This is a genomic window from Kitasatospora sp. MAA4 (assembly GCF_029893355.1).
Taxonomy (GTDB): Bacteria; Actinomycetota; Actinomycetes; order Streptomycetales; family Streptomycetaceae; genus Kitasatospora.
Genome location: NZ_JARZAI010000023.1, coordinates 34,315 through 50,389, shown reverse-complemented (window position 1 = coordinate 50,389; position 16,075 = coordinate 34,315). Strand labels below are relative to the sequence as shown.

At 71.3% G+C, this 16,075-nt stretch carries 14 protein-coding genes; 12 read left to right on the top strand and 2 right to left on the bottom strand.

Features of this window, described 5'->3' with window-relative positions:
- Window positions 1-70: 70 nt before the first annotated feature.
- From P3T37_RS27185 to P3T37_RS27160, 6 genes are all read left to right on the top strand, one after another.
- On the top strand, window positions 71-814 hold the full coding sequence (locus P3T37_RS27185; RefSeq protein WP_280726529.1) for an NUDIX domain-containing protein: 744 nt from the start codon (window positions 71-73) through the stop codon (window positions 812-814).
- A 149-nt stretch (window positions 815-963) separates the two neighbouring features.
- On the top strand, window positions 964-2,130 hold the full coding sequence (locus P3T37_RS27180; protein ID WP_280726528.1) for an ABC transporter ATP-binding protein: 1,167 nt from the start codon (window positions 964-966) through the stop codon (window positions 2,128-2,130).
- Between the two features lie 4 nt (window positions 2,131-2,134).
- Window positions 2,135-3,004 (top strand): hypothetical protein, encoded by an 870-nt coding sequence (locus P3T37_RS27175; RefSeq protein ID WP_280726527.1) that lies wholly within the window; start codon window positions 2,135-2,137, stop codon window positions 3,002-3,004.
- Window positions 3,005-3,180: 176 nt separating this feature from the next.
- Window positions 3,181-4,113: a FadR/GntR family transcriptional regulator gene (locus tag P3T37_RS27170; RefSeq protein ID WP_280726526.1), complete on the top strand. Its 933-nt coding sequence runs from the start codon at window positions 3,181-3,183 to the stop codon at window positions 4,111-4,113.
- A gap of 377 nt (window positions 4,114-4,490) precedes the next feature.
- Window positions 4,491-6,098 (top strand): RNA polymerase sigma factor, encoded by a 1,608-nt coding sequence (locus P3T37_RS27165; protein ID WP_280726525.1) that lies wholly within the window; start codon window positions 4,491-4,493, stop codon window positions 6,096-6,098.
- Window positions 6,099-6,321: 223 nt separating this feature from the next.
- Window positions 6,322-7,203 (top strand): serine protease, encoded by an 882-nt coding sequence (locus P3T37_RS27160; RefSeq protein WP_280726524.1) that lies wholly within the window; start codon window positions 6,322-6,324, stop codon window positions 7,201-7,203.
- A gap of 118 nt (window positions 7,204-7,321) precedes the next feature.
- Here the strand turns inward: P3T37_RS27160 and P3T37_RS27155 are convergent, their stop codons facing one another.
- Window positions 7,322-7,552: a hypothetical protein gene (locus P3T37_RS27155; protein WP_035797632.1), complete on the bottom strand. Its 231-nt coding sequence runs from the start codon at window positions 7,550-7,552 to the stop codon at window positions 7,322-7,324.
- A 533-nt stretch (window positions 7,553-8,085) separates the two neighbouring features.
- Between P3T37_RS27155 and P3T37_RS27150 the strand changes: the two genes are divergently transcribed.
- The 6 genes from P3T37_RS27150 to P3T37_RS27125 all read left to right on the top strand — a co-directional run bounded on the left by P3T37_RS27150 (window position 8,086) and on the right by P3T37_RS27125 (window position 15,079).
- The gene (locus P3T37_RS27150) at window positions 8,086-10,197 is read left to right on the top strand and encodes a DNA topoisomerase IV subunit B (RefSeq protein WP_280726523.1); all 2,112 of its coding nucleotides are present in this window, start codon (window positions 8,086-8,088) and stop codon (window positions 10,195-10,197) included.
- A gap of 144 nt (window positions 10,198-10,341) precedes the next feature.
- Entirely contained in the window at window positions 10,342-10,827 is a 486-nt protein-coding gene (locus P3T37_RS27145; RefSeq protein ID WP_280726522.1) for a CcdC protein domain-containing protein, read from the top strand.
- A 29-nt stretch (window positions 10,828-10,856) separates the two neighbouring features.
- A complete protein-coding gene (locus tag P3T37_RS27140; protein WP_280726521.1) occupies window positions 10,857-12,017 on the top strand; it encodes a histidine kinase in 1,161 nt (386 codons plus the stop codon).
- Window positions 11,987-12,706, top strand: a complete 720-nt coding sequence (locus tag P3T37_RS27135) for a response regulator transcription factor (protein WP_280726520.1) — start codon at window positions 11,987-11,989, stop codon at window positions 12,704-12,706. Before P3T37_RS27140 ends, P3T37_RS27135 begins: the two co-directional genes overlap by 31 nt.
- 184 nt (window positions 12,707-12,890) lie before the next feature.
- Window positions 12,891-13,409 (top strand): DUF485 domain-containing protein, encoded by a 519-nt coding sequence (locus P3T37_RS27130; RefSeq protein ID WP_280726519.1) that lies wholly within the window; start codon window positions 12,891-12,893, stop codon window positions 13,407-13,409.
- Entirely contained in the window at window positions 13,406-15,079 is a 1,674-nt protein-coding gene (locus P3T37_RS27125) for a cation acetate symporter (RefSeq protein ID WP_280726518.1), read from the top strand. The genes P3T37_RS27130 and P3T37_RS27125 overlap by 4 nt, the downstream gene beginning before the upstream one ends.
- A 71-nt stretch (window positions 15,080-15,150) precedes the next feature.
- On the opposite strand, the gene P3T37_RS27120 is transcribed toward P3T37_RS27125, so the two are convergent.
- Window positions 15,151-16,023 carry a C40 family peptidase gene (locus P3T37_RS27120; protein WP_280726517.1) on the bottom strand — a complete coding sequence of 291 codons (873 nt, stop codon included), beginning with the start codon at window positions 16,021-16,023 and terminating at the stop codon, window positions 15,151-15,153.
- Between the last annotated feature and the right edge of the window lie 52 nt (window positions 16,024-16,075).

Here is a 16,075-nt window from a genome sequence, read left to right as displayed (position 1 = left end):
GCAGGCGGGTGCGCGGCGAGGTGTGACGCACCCTGTGCTTATCGTCAGAAAGACGACTATGATCGCCCTCATGTCGCGCTATGACCCGTCGGCCTTCCCCCCATTCGCAGTCACGGTCGACCTGGTGGTGCTGACTGTCAGAGAGCACGAGCTCTGCGCGCTGCTGGTGCGCCGCGGCGAGCCGCCCTTTCAGGGCTACTGGGCCCTGCCCGGCGGTTTCGTGCGCCCGGACGAGGGGCTCGGCGAGGCGGCTTCCCGCGAGCTGGCGGAGGAGACCGGTCTGCGCGCCCACGCGACGCCCGGCCAGGGGAGCTCCGGCGCACACCTGGAGCAGCTGGCCACCTACGGCCACCCCCAGCGCGACCCGCGGATGCGCGTGGTGAGCGTGGCCCATCTGGCCCTCGCGCCGGACCTGCCGACCCCCAAGCCCGGTGGTGACGCCCGCGGAGCCCGCTGGGCGCCGGTCAGCGAGCTGCTCGGTCCGGGCCTGGCCGACCACGAGCCGCTGGCCTTCGACCACGCCCTGATCCTGGCGGAGGGAGTCGAGCGGGCCCGCTCCAAGATCGAGTACTCCGCCCTGGCGACCGCGTTCTGCCCCAAGGAGTTCACGGTCGGGGAACTGCGCCGGGTCTACGAGGCGGTCTGGGGCGTGGTTCTGGACCCGCGCAACTTCCACCGCAAGGTCACCGGCACACCCGGCTTCCTGGTCCCCTCCGGGGGCACCACGACCCGGCAGGGCGGCCGCCCGGCCCAGCTGTTCACCGCCGGCCGGGCGACGGTCCTCAACCCGCCGATGCTGCGCCCGGAGTCGTGACCACGGCTGACGCGGAGGCTGTCGCCTGATCGAGTGAGGCGGGCCGCCGAGTTGCCCGTGCCGCTTCCGCAATGCCCGGTTTCTCCCCCCGCTCGTCCTAGGGTGCTGGGACCGGGGCGACCCGCGCCGTCCCGCCAGGGCAGCCGAGCATGTGGGAGCAGCCAGTGATGATCCAGGTCAACGGCCTCACCAAGGTCTACCGCCGCGGCTGTCGCCCGGCGCTCCTCGACCTCGGGTTCGACGTCCGGCCCGGCACCGTCACGGCGCTCCTGGGATCGGCCGACGCCGGCAAGACCACCGCGCTGCGCCTGATGCTCGAACTGGAGCCGGGCCAGGGCGTGACACTCTTCGGCGGCCGGACCTATCGCCGACTGCGCCGACCCGAGCGCGAGGTCGGCGTGCTGCTGCCGCCCGGCCATGGTGCACCCGGCAACCCGGGCCGCACGGCCCGGGGTCACCTGCGGATGCTCGCCGCCGCAGTCGGCGCGCCGGCCCGGCGCGCCGAGGAGCTCCTGGAGCAGACCCGGCTGGCGACGGTGGCCGATCACCGCCTGCGAACGTTCTCCCCCGGCATGAGCCGGCGTCTGGCGCTGGCAGTGGCCCTGCTCGGCGAGCCGAACACCCTGCTGCTCGACGCCCCCTCCCAGGGTCTGTCGCCGCGCAACGCCGAGTGGCTGCACGCCTTCCTACGGGCCTTCCCGGCCGGCGGCGGGACGGTGCTGGTCACCACGCGCAGCCCGCAGGAGGCCGCCCTGCTGGCGGACCGGGTGGTGACGCTGGACGGCGGACGGATGGTCGCGGACCAGCCGATCAGCGACTTCCGCCGCACCAGGCTGCACCCGGAGGTGGCGGTGCGCGGCCCGCAGATGGCCCGCCTCGCCGACCTGGTGCGGGCCCAGGGCGCACAGGTCCGCCAGGACGGCGGCGCGGGTATCGCGGTGAGCGGTCTGGACCGCACGGAGATCGGCGAGTTGGCCTATCGCAGCGGGATCCTGCTGCACGAGCTGGCGGACCGGGTCGTGGAGCAGCCGGCTCCGCGGGCGCTCCAGGTCACCGCCGCCCGTTCCGCCGTGGCCCCGGCGGTGCAGCTGCTCGGGTCGACGGCGCTGACGGTCGGTGCGGCGCGCAGGAGCCGCGAACTCCCTGGCGCCCCGCTCGCAAGTCCCGTCGACACCATCGCGATGCCCACGGTGTCCGCTGCTCCCGCTGCTCCCGTCGGTCCGGCTGCTCCCGCCGTCGCTCCCGTTTCCGTGCACGGCTCGGAAACCGATCTCCTCCCCGAGCCCCTGACCGGGCCCGACCACTGGAACGGGTGATCCTGTGCGCGTCCTGGCCTACGAGGGACGGCGGCTGTTCGGCCTCCGCTCGACCTGGCTGATCCTCGCCGCCGCGCTGTTCGCCGATGCGGCCGTGGCAGCGGTGGTCTCCCGTCAGGCGGCCCCCGGGCCGCTGTCGGTGACCGACGGGACCCGGCTGATCACCGCCGCCGTTCCGCTGCTGCCGATCCCGCTCGCCGCGCTGGCCGCCGGTGCGCTCGGCGCGCTCTCCTCGGCTCACGAGGTGCGGCACCCGGGCCTGGCGGCCTCGCAGGTCCGCTACCAGAGCCGGCTGCGCCTGCTCGCGGCCAAGCTCACGCTCAACGCCGCGGTCTCGGCGACCCTGGCCGCGCTGTCGCTGGCGGTGGACGCCGTGGTCGTCCGCTTCGCCCTGCCGCCCGGTACGTCCGCCGCCCGCCTCTACACGCCGATGTTGCTGCAGGCGGACCCGCGCCCGCTGCTGGTGCTGGTGACCTTCGCCGCCGTGGTGGTCGCGGCGGGCTGGACGGGTCTGCTGGCGGCCGCGCTGACCCGCAGTGCCGCCGCCGGCGTCATCCTGCTCTGCGCGCTGCCCACCCTGATCGAGCCGGTGGCGGCGGCGCTGGCGGAGCGTGCCGGAGCGGGCTGGGCGGTCCGCGCGGAGGAGGCGCTGCCGCTCCAGTACGGCGTGGACCGGCTCTACGGGGCCGGCAGCGGACTGCGGCCGACGGGGTTGGCGGAATCGGTGCGGTCGGCCGGTTCGTCGTTCTCGTCGGGCTCGCTCGCCTCGCTGTTCGAGCTGGCCGACCCGCTCGCCGTGGCGGCCCTGCTGGCGCCGGTCGCCCTGTTGCTGCTGGGTTGTCTGCTGGCGCAGCTGCGCCGGCGCTCGCTCTGACCCCGCGCCCCGCGCCCCCGCGTCAGGTCCCCGGTCCCCGCTGTCGCCGCGTCCGCGTGACGCGGCGGCCGGGGGCCGGTCGGCCTGTGGTCAACTCTCCCACCAGCCATGACCGGTATGGCCATTTCTTCCTGATAAGAAGTCAATTATCCAGTCATGGGCGATCACCCTTTCGTGTGCTTTTCACGAGAATTCTCAAGCCGGACCCGCCGATCGCCGACAAAGGAGCTGTGAGTACCCTTGCGCACCCCGCCATGACCGTCGCTCGCCCCGCCGAGGCCGCTGCCCCCGGCGCTGGCGAGCTCGACCGCTTTTCCTACGCCGATCGGCCCACCCCGCCCGTCCCCCGATGGGACGGTGACAACGACCTCTCCCGGGTCGGCCGCAAGACCACCAGCAGCCGCGGCCGCGGGCTGCACGGCCAGCTCGTCCAGCAGCTCGGCCAGATGATCGTCTCCGGCGACCTGGGCGCCGACCGCCCGCTCGTCCCGGAGGAGATCGGCCAGCGCTTCGAGGTCTCGCGCACCGTCGTGCGCGAGTCGCTGCGCGTGCTGGAGGCCAAGGGCCTGGTCAGCGCCAGGCCGAACGTCGGCACCCGGGTCCGTCCGGTCAGCGACTGGAACCTGCTCGACCCCGACATCATCGAGTGGCGCGCCTTCGGCCCGCAGCGCGACGAGCAGCGTCGCGAGCTGTTCGAGATGCGCTGGGCGATCGAGCCGCTGGCCGCCCGCCTCGCGGCGGGTCACGGCCGGGAGGAGGTCCAGCAGCGACTGGTCGAGATGACCGAGATCATGACCCACTCGGCCGCCCAGGGTGATCTGATCACCTTCTCGCGCGCCGACGCGGAGCTGCACAGCCTGGTCCTGCAGATGGCCGGCAACCGCATGCTGGAGCACCTGGCCAGCATCGTCGGCTCCTCGCTGCAGGTCTCCGGCGGCCCGGCCACCGCCTGCGAGCGTCCCTCGGACTCCTCCGTCAGCGTGCACGCCCGCCTGGTCGACGCGCTGGGCACTGGTGACGGCAGCGCGGCCGAGGCGGCGATGCGCTCGCTGCTCACCGCCGTCCACCCCGACGTCGAGCACTCGGTGCCGGCCCCGCGCGAGCACTGAGCGGGGACGGCCACGGACCCGCTGGGAGTGAGCAGAGCCCTCCGGTCGTCCCGCGCGAAGCCGCGGCGGCAACCGGAGGGCTCGCGGCGGATTGGATCACCTGCACGACGGCGTGTGACCTGTGCCACGAGCGGCATGCGTAACACTTGGGGGGCGGCAGCGATATGTACGGAGCGGAAGCAGCTCCGGAATACCGCGCCATGTCAGAATGCTGTGTTGGTCTGCGGCGCTGCTGCCGTCCCACACACCCAGCGTTCTGCAAACCCAGTCCTCAAGTCCGAGCCGGTCGGAACCGACGTCGTGCCCTGTGGCACGTGATCATTCCTCGCCCTCTCGGGCGTCCGGTACGGGTTCGAGTTCACTCTTCGTCCGAGAGGTTGTTCGTGTCGGCCAGCACATCCCGTTCGCTCCCCCCCGAGATCGCCGAGTCCGCGGCACTGCTTGCGCTCATCGAGCGGGGCAAGGCCCAGGGGCAGATCGCCGGTGACGACGTGCGTCAGGCCTTCGAGGCGGACCAGATCCCGGTCACCAAGTGGAAGAACGTCATGCGCAGCCTCAACCAGGTGTTGATTGAGGAAGGGGTGGACCTGATGGTCAGCGCGGCCGAGCCGTCCGCTGCCAAGCGCAAGAGCGTTGCGGCCAAGAGCACCACCAAGCGCACCGCCACCAAAGCGGTCACCACGCGTACTCCCACTGCCCAGACCAAGCCGCCGGTGCGGATCGCTCCCGCCGCGATGATCTCCCCTTCCGCCGTGACGGTCGAGGCCTCGCTGGGCGACCCCGCCGAGGGCGGTGCCGCCGCACCCAAGAAGATCGCCGCCGCGGCTCCGGCCAAGAAGGCCGTCGCCAAGAAGGCCGCCGCTCCGGCCAAGAAGACCGCTGCCAAGAAGACCGCTGCCAAGGGTGACAAGCCCGAGGACGAGCTGCTCGGCGAGGAGGAGCTCGAAGACGTCGCGACGCCCGGCGCGGCCAAGGCCGACGCCGAGGGCACCGAGGAGGAGGAGGGCACCGAGGGTTTCGTCCTCTCCGACGACGACGAGGACGACGCGCCGGCCCAGCAGGTCGCCGTGGCCGGTGCCACCGCGGACCCGGTCAAGGACTACCTCAAGCAGATCGGCAAGGTCCCGCTCCTCAACGCCGAGCAGGAGGTCGAGCTCGCCAAGCGCATCGAGGCCGGCCTCTTCGCCGAGGACAAGCTCAGCGCTTCGGACAAGCTGGCCCCCAAGCTCAAGCGCGAGCTGGAGATCATCGCCGAGGACGGCCGCCGCGCCAAGAACCACCTGCTGGAGGCCAACCTCCGTCTCGTGGTCTCGCTGGCCAAGCGCTACACCGGCCGCGGCATGCTCTTCCTGGACCTGATCCAGGAGGGCAACCTCGGTCTGATCCGTGCGGTCGAGAAGTTCGACTACACCAAGGGCTACAAGTTCTCGACCTATGCGACGTGGTGGATCCGCCAGGCGATCACCCGCGCGATGGCCGACCAGGCCCGCACCATCCGTATCCCGGTGCACATGGTCGAGGTCATCAACAAGCTGGCCCGCGTCCAGCGCCAGATGCTCCAGGACCTGGGCCGCGAGCCCACCCCGGAGGAGCTGGCCAAGGAACTCGACATGACCCCTGAGAAGGTCATCGAGGTCCAGAAGTACGGTCGCGAGCCGATCTCCCTGCACACCCCGCTCGGCGAGGACGGCGACAGCGAGTTCGGTGACCTCATCGAGGACTCCGAGGCGGTCGTCCCCGCGGACGCGGTCAGCTTCACGCTGCTTCAGGAGCAGCTGCACTCGGTGCTCGACACACTGAGCGAGCGCGAGGCGGGCGTGGTCTCGATGCGCTTCGGCCTGACGGACGGTCAGCCGAAGACGCTGGACGAGATCGGCAAGGTCTACGGGGTCACGCGTGAGCGGATCCGGCAGATCGAGTCGAAGACCATGTCCAAGCTGCGCCACCCGTCGCGTTCCCAGGTGCTGCGCGACTACCTCGACTGACGGAGCCGCCGGGTAGCCGGCGGACCGCAGGCAGTGAACCGGAGGCCCGGGGCGATGACCGCCCCGGGCCTCCGGCGTCCCGCCCTCGGGGTGATCCGCGTCATCCGGAGCTGACCGAGGTCCCCCGTCCGGGTGTCCGGGCGCGCGGCAGCGCACACGCATGGTGATCAAGAGACTACTCTGTGGCGGTTGCCTGCCCTCGAGTCGCTCGGAGCGCCCTGTGATGTCCACCTCGCCCGCCCTGCTCGGCCGCCGCAGGATCGACCCCCGCAGAATCGATCGGGGTCGGCGGCGCCGGTCGGCCGCTCTGGTGGTGCTGGCGGTGCTGCCGGCCGCGCTGGTCTCGCTGGGGGCCGCTCCCGCGCAGGCCGACCGCCGGATCATCGGCGGTGCGGCGGACAGTACGGAACAGCACCCGTGGGTGGTGGCGATCTCCAGTCGGCCGCAGTTCGGGGAGGCCCGGTCCGGGCAGTTCTGCGGCGGGACCCTGGTCTCGCCGACCAAGGTCGTCACGGCCGCGCACTGCCTCTACGACGAGAGCACCGGTCGCCCCACCGACCGGCCGGGGCTGACGGTGATCGTCGGGCGCACCGACCTGACCACCCGGGCCGGCTCCGAGGTCGCGGTGTCGAACGTCTGGATCCACCCGCAGTACTCGTTCGAGCAGAACATGCAGGATGTGGCGGTGCTCACGCTCGCGGTTCCGCAGAACGGTGTCCCGGTGCTGCCGATGGTCGCCCAGGGCGATCAGGGGCCGTACGCGGTCGGGACGCGCGCGCAGGTCTACGGCTGGGGGGACACCACCGGTCGGGCGAACTACGCGGCCGCGCTGCGCGAGGTGGATGTGCCGATCGTCGCTGACGATGTGTGCGCGCGCGACTACCCGGGCGGACCGGACGGCGCCTACGACGCGCGCGGCATGGTCTGCGCCGGTGAGGCGCGCGGCGGCAAGGATGCCTGCCAGGGCGACAGCGGCGGCCCCTTGGTGGTGGAGGGCCACCTGGTGGGCCTGGTCTCCTGGGGCGCCGGCTGCGCGGAGGCCAGGCACCCGGGCGTGTACACCCGGCTCTCCGCCGTGGCGGCTGCGGTCAACGCCCAGCTGTGACCGGGCGATGACCGAGTGTCAGGGTCGGGGAGAACGCTGAGCGGCAGGCTGCATACAGCCTGCCGCTCAGCGGCCGACCCGCAAGGGTCGACCTCAGCCCGTCATGGGAGCGTCGTGATCAGCGCTCGTCGGTATTGGCCGGGGCCGCCGTGGTGGCGAGACGACCGCTCTCGTCCTGTATGTCCACAGCGATCTTCTTGAGCTCCGGCTCGAACTTACGCCCGTGGTGGGCGCAGAAGAGCAGCTCTCCGCCACTCGCCAGTACGACGCGCAGGTATGCCTGGGCGCCGCAGCGGTCGCAGCGGTCAGCCGCGGTGAGCGGGCTCGCAGGTGTCAGAACAGTAGTCACGTCGCCTCTTCTCTAGCTCGACGAGCTGTCGTACCAGGGTCAACATCCAACCAGGCCGAAAACGTTCCCGCTCGTGGCTTTTCTTCTTTGAGGATTCTGCTTGTGTTGATGAGGACGTGCCCCGGCTGCCGGTGGTTCATGCCTACTGGAAACCGTGACCTGTCGATCACTCGAACATTCCATCGAACTGTTGTCCGAGGGTGGGCGTAGCATAATCCTCTACTGGGTTGGAGCATAAGCCCCGTCCTGGGCACCGGTAGCCTGCATCTCAGCAGTTCCAGAGCTCGCGGTTCGTTCGACGGTCCGCCAGGACCCGCGGGGCAGGGGTGAGATGGCGCTTCGGCGCGGCAACCCGGGCCCGGCCCGTGTTCGCGCAGCGCGTACAAGCTGCGGGGTGCGGGCGGAGTGTGCAGCGGGAGCCGAGTAGGGCAGTGTGCGGTCCGGCGGTGTGCGGCCGCTGCGCACCGCACCGGCCGCTGGTGGGACCGCCGCCGGGATCGAGATCAGACGTTCTCATTGGAGGAGTGCACCGCGTGAGTGCCGAAACGACCGTGCCGCCCGCCCTGCGCGCCGCGGATGACGGATCCAACTACACCGCTCGGCACCTGCTCGTCCTGGAGGGGCTCGAGGCGGTGCGCAAGCGCCCCGGCATGTACATCGGCTCGACCGACAGCCGGGGCCTGATGCACTGCCTGTGGGAGATCATCGACAACGCGGTGGACGAGGCCCTCGGCGGTCACTGCGACCACATCGAGGTCGTGCTGCACGAGGACTCCTCGGTCGAGGTCCGCGACAACGGCCGCGGCATCCCGGTCGACGTGGAGCCCAAGACCGGCCTCTCCGGCGTCGAGGTCGTGATGACCAAGCTGCACGCCGGCGGCAAGTTCGGCGGCGGCTCCTACGCCGCCTCCGGTGGCCTGCACGGTGTCGGCGCCTCCGTCGTCAACGCGCTCTCGGCCCGACTGGACGTCGAGGTGGACCGCGGCGGGCACGCCCACGCGATCAGTTTCCGGCGCGGCACCCCCGGCCTCTTCGCCGAGTTGAGCCCGGACGCGCCGTTCGACCCCGCCAGCGGTATGACCAAGGCCCGCAAGGTCCCCAAGACCCGCACCGGCACCAGGATCCGCTACTGGGCCGACCGGCAGATCTTCCTGAAGGAGGCCAAGCTCTCGCTGGAGGGCATCCACAGCCGCGCCAGGCAGACCGCCTTCCTGGTCCCCGGCCTCACCATCGTGGTGCGTGACGAACGCCTGACGGAGAGTGAGAAGGTCGAGCAGACCACCTTCCGCTTCGACGGCGGCATCGGCGAGTTCTGCGAGTTCCTGGCGCCCGACAAGCCGATCTGCGACGTGCTGCGGCTGCGCGGCGAGGGCACCTTCAAGGAGACCGTCCCGGTCCTGGACGACCTCGGCCACATGACCCCGACCGAGGTCACCCGCGAGCTCGGTGTGGACATCGCGCTGCGCTGGGGCGCCGGTTACGACACCACGCTGCGCTCCTTCGTCAACATCATCGCCACCCCCAAGGGCGGCACCCACGTCACCGGTTTCGAGCGCTCGCTCGCCAAGACCGTCAACGAGGCGCTGCGTTCGGCCAAGCTGCTCCGGGTGGCCGAGGACGACATCACCAAGGACGACGCCACCGAGGGCCTCACCGCGGTGGTCACCGTCCGGCTGGCCGAGCCGCAGTTCGAGGGCCAGACCAAGGAGGTGCTCGGCACCTCGGCCGCCAACCGGATCGTCGCCGCCGTCCTGGCCAAGGAGCTCAAGGCCTTCCTGACCTCGGCCAAGAAGGACGAGAAGCTGCAGGCCCGGGCCGTCCTGGAGAAGGTCGCGGCGGCCGCCCGGACCCGGGTCGCGGCCCGCCAGCACAAGGAGGCCCAGCGCCGGAAGACCGCACTGGAGACCTCCTCGCTCCCCGCCAAGCTGGCCGACTGCCGCAGCGACGACGTCGAGCGCAGCGAACTCTTCATCGTCGAGGGCGACTCCGCGCTCGGCACCGCCAAGCTGGCCCGCAACTCCGAGTTCCAGGCGCTGCTGCCGATCCGCGGCAAGATCCTGAACGTCCAGAAGGCCTCGGTCTCGGACATGCTCAAGAACACCGAGTGTGCGGCGATCATCCAGGTGATAGGAGCGGGCTCCGGCCGGACCTTCGACATCGACCAGGCCCGCTACGGCCGGGTGATCTTCATGGCCGACGCCGACGTCGACGGCTCGCACATCCGCACCCTGCTGCTGACGCTCTTCCAGCGCTACATGCGCCCGATGGTGGAGCAGGGCCGGGTCTTCGCGGCGGTCCCCCCGCTGCACCGGATCGAGCTGACCAACCCCAAGCGCGGCATGGAGAAGTACCACTACACGTACTCCGACGCCGAGCTGCGCCGCACCATGCTGGAGTTCCAGAGCAAGGGCCTGCGCTGGAAGGAGCCGATCCAGCGCTACAAGGGCCTCGGTGAGATGGACGCCGACCAGCTGGCCGAGACCACCATGGACCCGCGCCACCGCATCCTGCGCCGGATCAACCTCGGCAACCTGGACGCCGCCGAGCAGGTCTTCGACCTGCTGATGGGCAACGACGTGGCACCCCGGAAGGAGTTCATCGTCGACTCGGCGGCCACCATGGACCGCTCGCGCATCGACGCGTAGCCGGCCCGTCCGAAGGGCTCTCCACCCAGGGGTGGAGGGCCCTTCAACCGTTGCTTCAACCCTGGCGCCGATCAGCCGCGGGGCCGCGATCCGTACCGTCGGAGAAGTCAGCAAGAACCCTTCCGGTGGGACGGAGCGAGTCCGATGAGCGGCCTTGTGAACATCGTTGTGATCGTCGCGGTAGTCGCCCTGGTCGTGCGGCGCCAGTTCCGGGCGCAGAAGTTCGACACCGAGCGGCGCTTCTGGGTCCTGCCGGTGGTGCTCGGGGGGCTCGCACTGCGCGACCCGCACCTGATCGACCCGAACCACAAGGCGGCGGCCATCGCGCTGCTGTTCGCCTCCGTCGTGCTGGTGATGGCGATGGGCACCGTCTGGGGCTGGACCGTACGGCTCTGGCGGGAGGCCGACGGCAGCCTCTGGGTCAAGGGCACCGCCGCCACGCTGGCCGCCTGGGCGGGCATGATCGTCCTGCGGTTCGGCCTCTACGGCATCGGCTCGGCGATGCACGTCCACCAGAGCACCAACGCGCTGCTGCTCACCGTCGGCGTGCTGCTGCTGATCCGCGGCGTCGTGGTGAACTGGAGGGCCCGCAGTGTGGACGCCCTGCCGGGCCTGCGCGCGGTGGGCTGATCACCATCGAGACCACGGAGGGACCGGACGTGCCGCTGGAGACCTGGACCCGCTGGCCCTCCGTGGAGGCCCTGGCCCAGGAGCGGCGCTCCCGGCCCCGGCAGCTGCTCAACGGCTTCAGCCGGACGGTCCTGGTGACGGTGATCGTCTGGGGGACGTACGCGACCGGCCGGTTCACCGGCTGGTCCGCCGTGCTGATGGCAGGCCGACTGCTGATCATCGGCGGACTGTTCTACCTGCTGACCCGGACCAGCAGGCTCCATCGGATCGGGCCGGCCCTGGTGGCGGTGGGGGCCTTGCTGGCCTCCGCGGCACTGGCCCACCACGGCGGGGCGATGCTGCTGGCGAACGCTGTCTGGTGCGGGGTGGCGGTGATCGGACTGCTTCGGCTGCCGCTGGCCGCGGCGCTGCCGACCTGTGCGGCGGCGCTCGCCTCCTACGCGGTGGGCAGCGGCGACGGGTTCGTGGCGATGATGGCCACCGTGGTGGGGATGGTCCTGCTCGGCTATCTGCTCCGGCTGGACGGTGAGGCGCGCAGCAGTGCGCAGCGCCTGGTGGAGCAGGAGCTGGCGGCCCGGGCGGCCGAGGCGGAGAGCGCCGCGCTGGCGGAGCGGGCCAGGATCGCCCGCGAGATCCACGACGTGCTGGCGCACAGCCTCTCCGCCCAGTTGGTCCACCTGGAGGCGGCCCGGTTGATGCTGGACCGGGGTGCCGAGCGGGAGCAGATCAGGGAGCGCGTGGTGGCGGCCCGCCGGATGGCCCAGGACGGGCTGGTCGAGACCCGGCAGGCGCTCTCCGCACTGCGCGGCGAGTTCACCCCGGTCGGGGAGTTCCTGGTGGAGCTGGCCGGTGCGCAGGGGGCGGTGCTGACGGTGCACGGCACGCCGCGCCCGCTCGTCGCCGAGGCCGGCCTGGCCGTGCGGCGCACCGCGCAGGAGGCGCTGACCAACGTCCGCAAGCACGCCTCGGGCGGCGCCTGCACGCTGCGGCTGAGCTACCTGGCCCACGAGGTGGAGCTGGAGATCCGCAACGCCGCGAGCGCTCCCGGCGAGGTGTCGCCAGAGCTGGCGTCCAGTGGCAGCGGGTACGGTCTGCTCGGGATGCGCGAACGCGCGGAACTGCTCGGCGGCAGCCTGCTGGCGGGCCCGGACGACGGAGGATGGCGCGTGCTGCTGCGGGTGCCGGCGTGAGCGGGCAGAGCCCCACCAGGGTGCTGGTGGCCGACGACCAGACGGTGGTGCGCGAGGGCATCGTGATGCTGCTGGGGCTACTGCCCGGCATCGAGGTGGTCGGCGCCGCCGCGGACGGTGAGGAGGCGGTCCGGCTGGTCGCCGAACACGCCCCGCACGTCGTCCTGATGGACCTGCGGATGCCGCGCTGCGACGGGGTGGAGGCCACCCGGCGGATCCGCGCCGAGTACCCGGGCACCGAGGTGGTGGTGCTGACCACCTACGCCGACGACGACTCGCTCTTCCCGGCGCTGCAGGCGGGGGCCCGGGGCTACCTCACCAAGGACGCCGGGGCGGATGAGATCGCCCGGGCCATCGCCGACGTCCGATCCGGCGCGGCCGGGCTCTCCCCGCAGGTGCAGCGGCGGCTGCTGGAGCGGCTCTCCGACCCGGCGCAGCCGCAGCAGGCGTCCCAGCCGCCGTCGAAGTCCGCTCAGCGGGTGCTGCCGGACGGCCTCACGGTGCGCGAGGCCGAGGTGCTCGCGCTGATCGCGGAGGGCCTGTCCAACACCGAGATCGCCGCCGCGCTCTTCGTCAGCCCGGCCACGGTGAAGACCCACATCAACAACCTCTTCGCGAAGACCGCTGTGCGAGATCGTGCACAGGCGGTCAGTTATGCATTTCGTCATGGCATTTCTCGTAGTTCGTAAACTGACTGATCTTCACCATAATGGGTGAAGATTCCTGCTGAATGCCGCAAAATGGTTTCTGACCCGTCATCATGGTCCCGTCAGGGTGCCGTCGGTACGCCGGTTTGGATCCGGGCCGTCCGGAATGCCCGGCGCCGATACCGACGCCCACCGCTCGGTGGCGCATTACGGGCCAGGAGCAGCATTGGCACATCAGGAAGTCACCGGACCAGCGGGTCGTAGGCCCCGAGCGGGCCAGCGGTTCGACTGGTGGTCGGCGCCCGGCCCGGCCGTCGTGGCGCAGCGGGCCAAGGGCCCATCGGCCGCCAAGCCAGTCGTCGCCGTCACCGCCGCTGCCGTCGTCCCGGCGCCGCGTCCGCAGCCGCCGGCCGAGCGCCCGCCGGACCCGGCCGCGGCGCAGGTCTACCGGGAGGTCCAGCGCAGCGACGCCTTCCAGGAGATCCGCCGCAGCTATCGGAAATTCGTATTTCCCGCCACCGCGGTATTCCTCGGCTGGTACCTGTTTTATGTGGCCGCGCAGGCGGCCGCGCCCGACCTGATGCGCCATCAGGTCGCCGGGCCGTTCAGTGTGGCCTGGCTTCTTGGATTGCTCCAGTTCGTCTCCACCTTTGTGATCACCTGGCTTTACTCCCGCAACGCCCGCACGAAGCGCGACCGGGCCGCCCTCGGTCTGCGCTGGGACACCCAGGACCAGCTCCGATGAAACTCTCCGAGGTCCCCGTGCCTCCCGTACCGCCCCTGCCCGTCCACCGGCTGGCGCCGCCACCGCCGCCGGCCGGCCAGCACCACGACCTGGCTATCGTGCTCTTCGCGCTCGTGGTCGTGGTCACCCTGGCGATCACCCTGTGGGTCGGCCGCCGAGGTCAGGCCACCGAGGACTTCTACGCCGGCGGCCGCGACTTCGGGCCGCTGCAGAACGGCATCGCGCTCTCCGGCGACTACCTCTCGGCCGCCTCCTTCCTCGGGGTGACCGGGCTGATCGCGATCTACGGCTACGACGGCATGCTCTACAGCATCGGCTTCCTGGTCGCCTGGCTGGTCGTGCTGATGTGGGTGGCCGAACTGGTCCGCAACACCGGCCGCTACACGCTGGCCGACGTACTGGCCACCCGGATGCGCCAGCGCCCGGTCCGGGCCGCGGCCGGCATCTCCAGCGTGGTGGTCACGCTGCTCTACCTGATCGCCCAGATGGTCGGCGCCGGCAGTCTGGTCGCGCTGCTGCTCGGCAGCACCGGCGCCGCGGCCAAGACCTGGACCATCGTCGCGGTCGGCGCCCTGATGATCATCTACGTCACGGTCGGCGGTATGCGCGCCACCACCTGGATCCAGATCGTCAAGGCGCTGATGCTGATGGTCGGCGCGGTGCTGCTGACCGTCCTGGTGCTGGTCCACTTCCGCGGTGACTTCGCCGAGTTGATGCATGCCGCGGCCCGCGGCAGCGGCGCCGGGGATAAGTACCTGGAGCCCGGTCTCAAGTACGGCGTCAGCGCCACCAGTCGGCTGGACTTCGTCAGCCTGGGCCTGGCCCTGGTGCTCGGTACCGCCGGCCTGCCGCACATCCTCTCGCGCTTCTACACCGTGCCCACCGCCCGCGCCGCGCGCCGCTCCACGATCTGGGCGATCGGCCTGGTCGGCTGCTTCTACCTGATGACCGTGGTGCTCGGCCTCGGCGCCACCGCGCTGGTCGGCTCGAAGGCGGTGCGCGCCGCGAACTCGGCCGGCAACACGGCCGTCCCGCTGCTCGCGCTGAAGCTCGGCGGTGGCGAGGGCAGCACCGGCGGGACGCTCTTCTTCGCCATCACCTCGGCCATCGCGTTCGCCACCATCCTGGCGGTGGTCGCCGGTCTGACCCTTGCCTCGTCGGTCTCCTTCGCGCACGACCTCTATGCGCAGGCGTTCCGCAGCCCGGCCAAGCCGCCGGTCACGGACCGCCGGGAGGTGGTGGTGGCCAGGTTGGCGGCTGTGCTGATCGGCGGGCTGGCGATCGTGCTCAGTCTCTTCGCGCAGCGGCTGAACGTGGCCTTCCTGGTCAGTCTGGCCTTCGCGGTGGCGGCCTCGGCCAACCTGCCGACCCTGCTCTACAACCTGTTCTGGCGCCGCTTCACCACCCGCGGTGCCTGCTGGGCGACGTACGGCGGGCTGGTGCCGGCGCTGGTGCTGGTGCTCTTCTCGCCGGTGGTCTCCGGCAGCAAGACCGCGATGTTCCCCGGCGTCGACTTCCACTGGTTCCCGCTGGAGAACCCCGGGTTGATCTCCATCCCGCTGGGCTTCCTGCTCGGTTGGGTCGGCACGGTCAGCGGTGAGGAGCGCGCGGACGCGGACAAGTTCGCGGAGCTGGAGGTCCGCTCGCTCACCGGCGCCGGCGCCGTCTGAGGAGCCCGCGACAGACGGCCGTCCCCGGCAGCGCGCGCTGCCGGGGACGGCCGTCTGCGACGGTCGCGGGGTCAGGGCCGACCGGTCTGGGTCGGCCAGTTGCCGCTGTTCAGGTGGGAGATCCGGACGTTCGTGCCGGGGTGCGCCGCCTCGACGTACTGGTTGTCGCCGAGGTAGATGGCGGTGTGGTGGATCTGGCCGGGGGAGCCGTCGTAGGACCAGTAGAGCAGGTCGCCGCGCTGCAGATCGCTGGAGCTGATCGGCGTGGTGGCGCCGTACTGCTCGTCGGCGATCCGCGGCAGCGAGATGCCGGCGCGCAGGTAGGCCTGCTGGACCAGGCCCGAGCAGTCGTAGTCGTCCGGCCCGTTGCCGCCCATCTCGAACGGCTTGCCGACCTGGGCGAGGGCGAACTCGACGGCCGCCTCGGTGTCGCCGCTGCCGCGGGCGGCGGAGTCCGAGGGGCCGGAGGCCGTGCTGTCACCGGCAGAGCCGGATCCGGAGCCGGATCCGATCCGGTCGAGGTAGATGTCCTCGTGGCTGGTGTAGCGCCAGGTGCCGCTGCTGTTCTTGAACCAGTAGACCGATCCGTCCCAGCCCTGCTGGATGTCGCCGTTCGAGGCGCTCGGGCCGTCGCTGCCGCTGTCGTTGTAGCTGCTGTCGGAGGAGTAGCCGCTGTCGTCGGCGCCGGTCCGCTCCAGGTAGATGTCCTGGTGGCTGGTCCAGCGCCAGTCGCCGTCGCTGTTGGTGAACCAGTAGACCGAGCCGTCCCAGCCCGCATGGCTGGGGGCGGGCTCGGCGCTCGCGGTTCCGGCGGCGGCGCCGAGGCTGATCGCCCCGGCACCCGCCACCACCGCGGTGGCGATGCCGATGCCGCGCCGAAGTCGGGCGGCCCGGTGGCCGCGCGGTCGGTCCGGTTTCACGACGGTCTGGGTGCGTATGTCCATGGCGCCACGCTAGGCACCGGTTCGGCCGCGGCGCCCGGTGGAATCCTCCGGA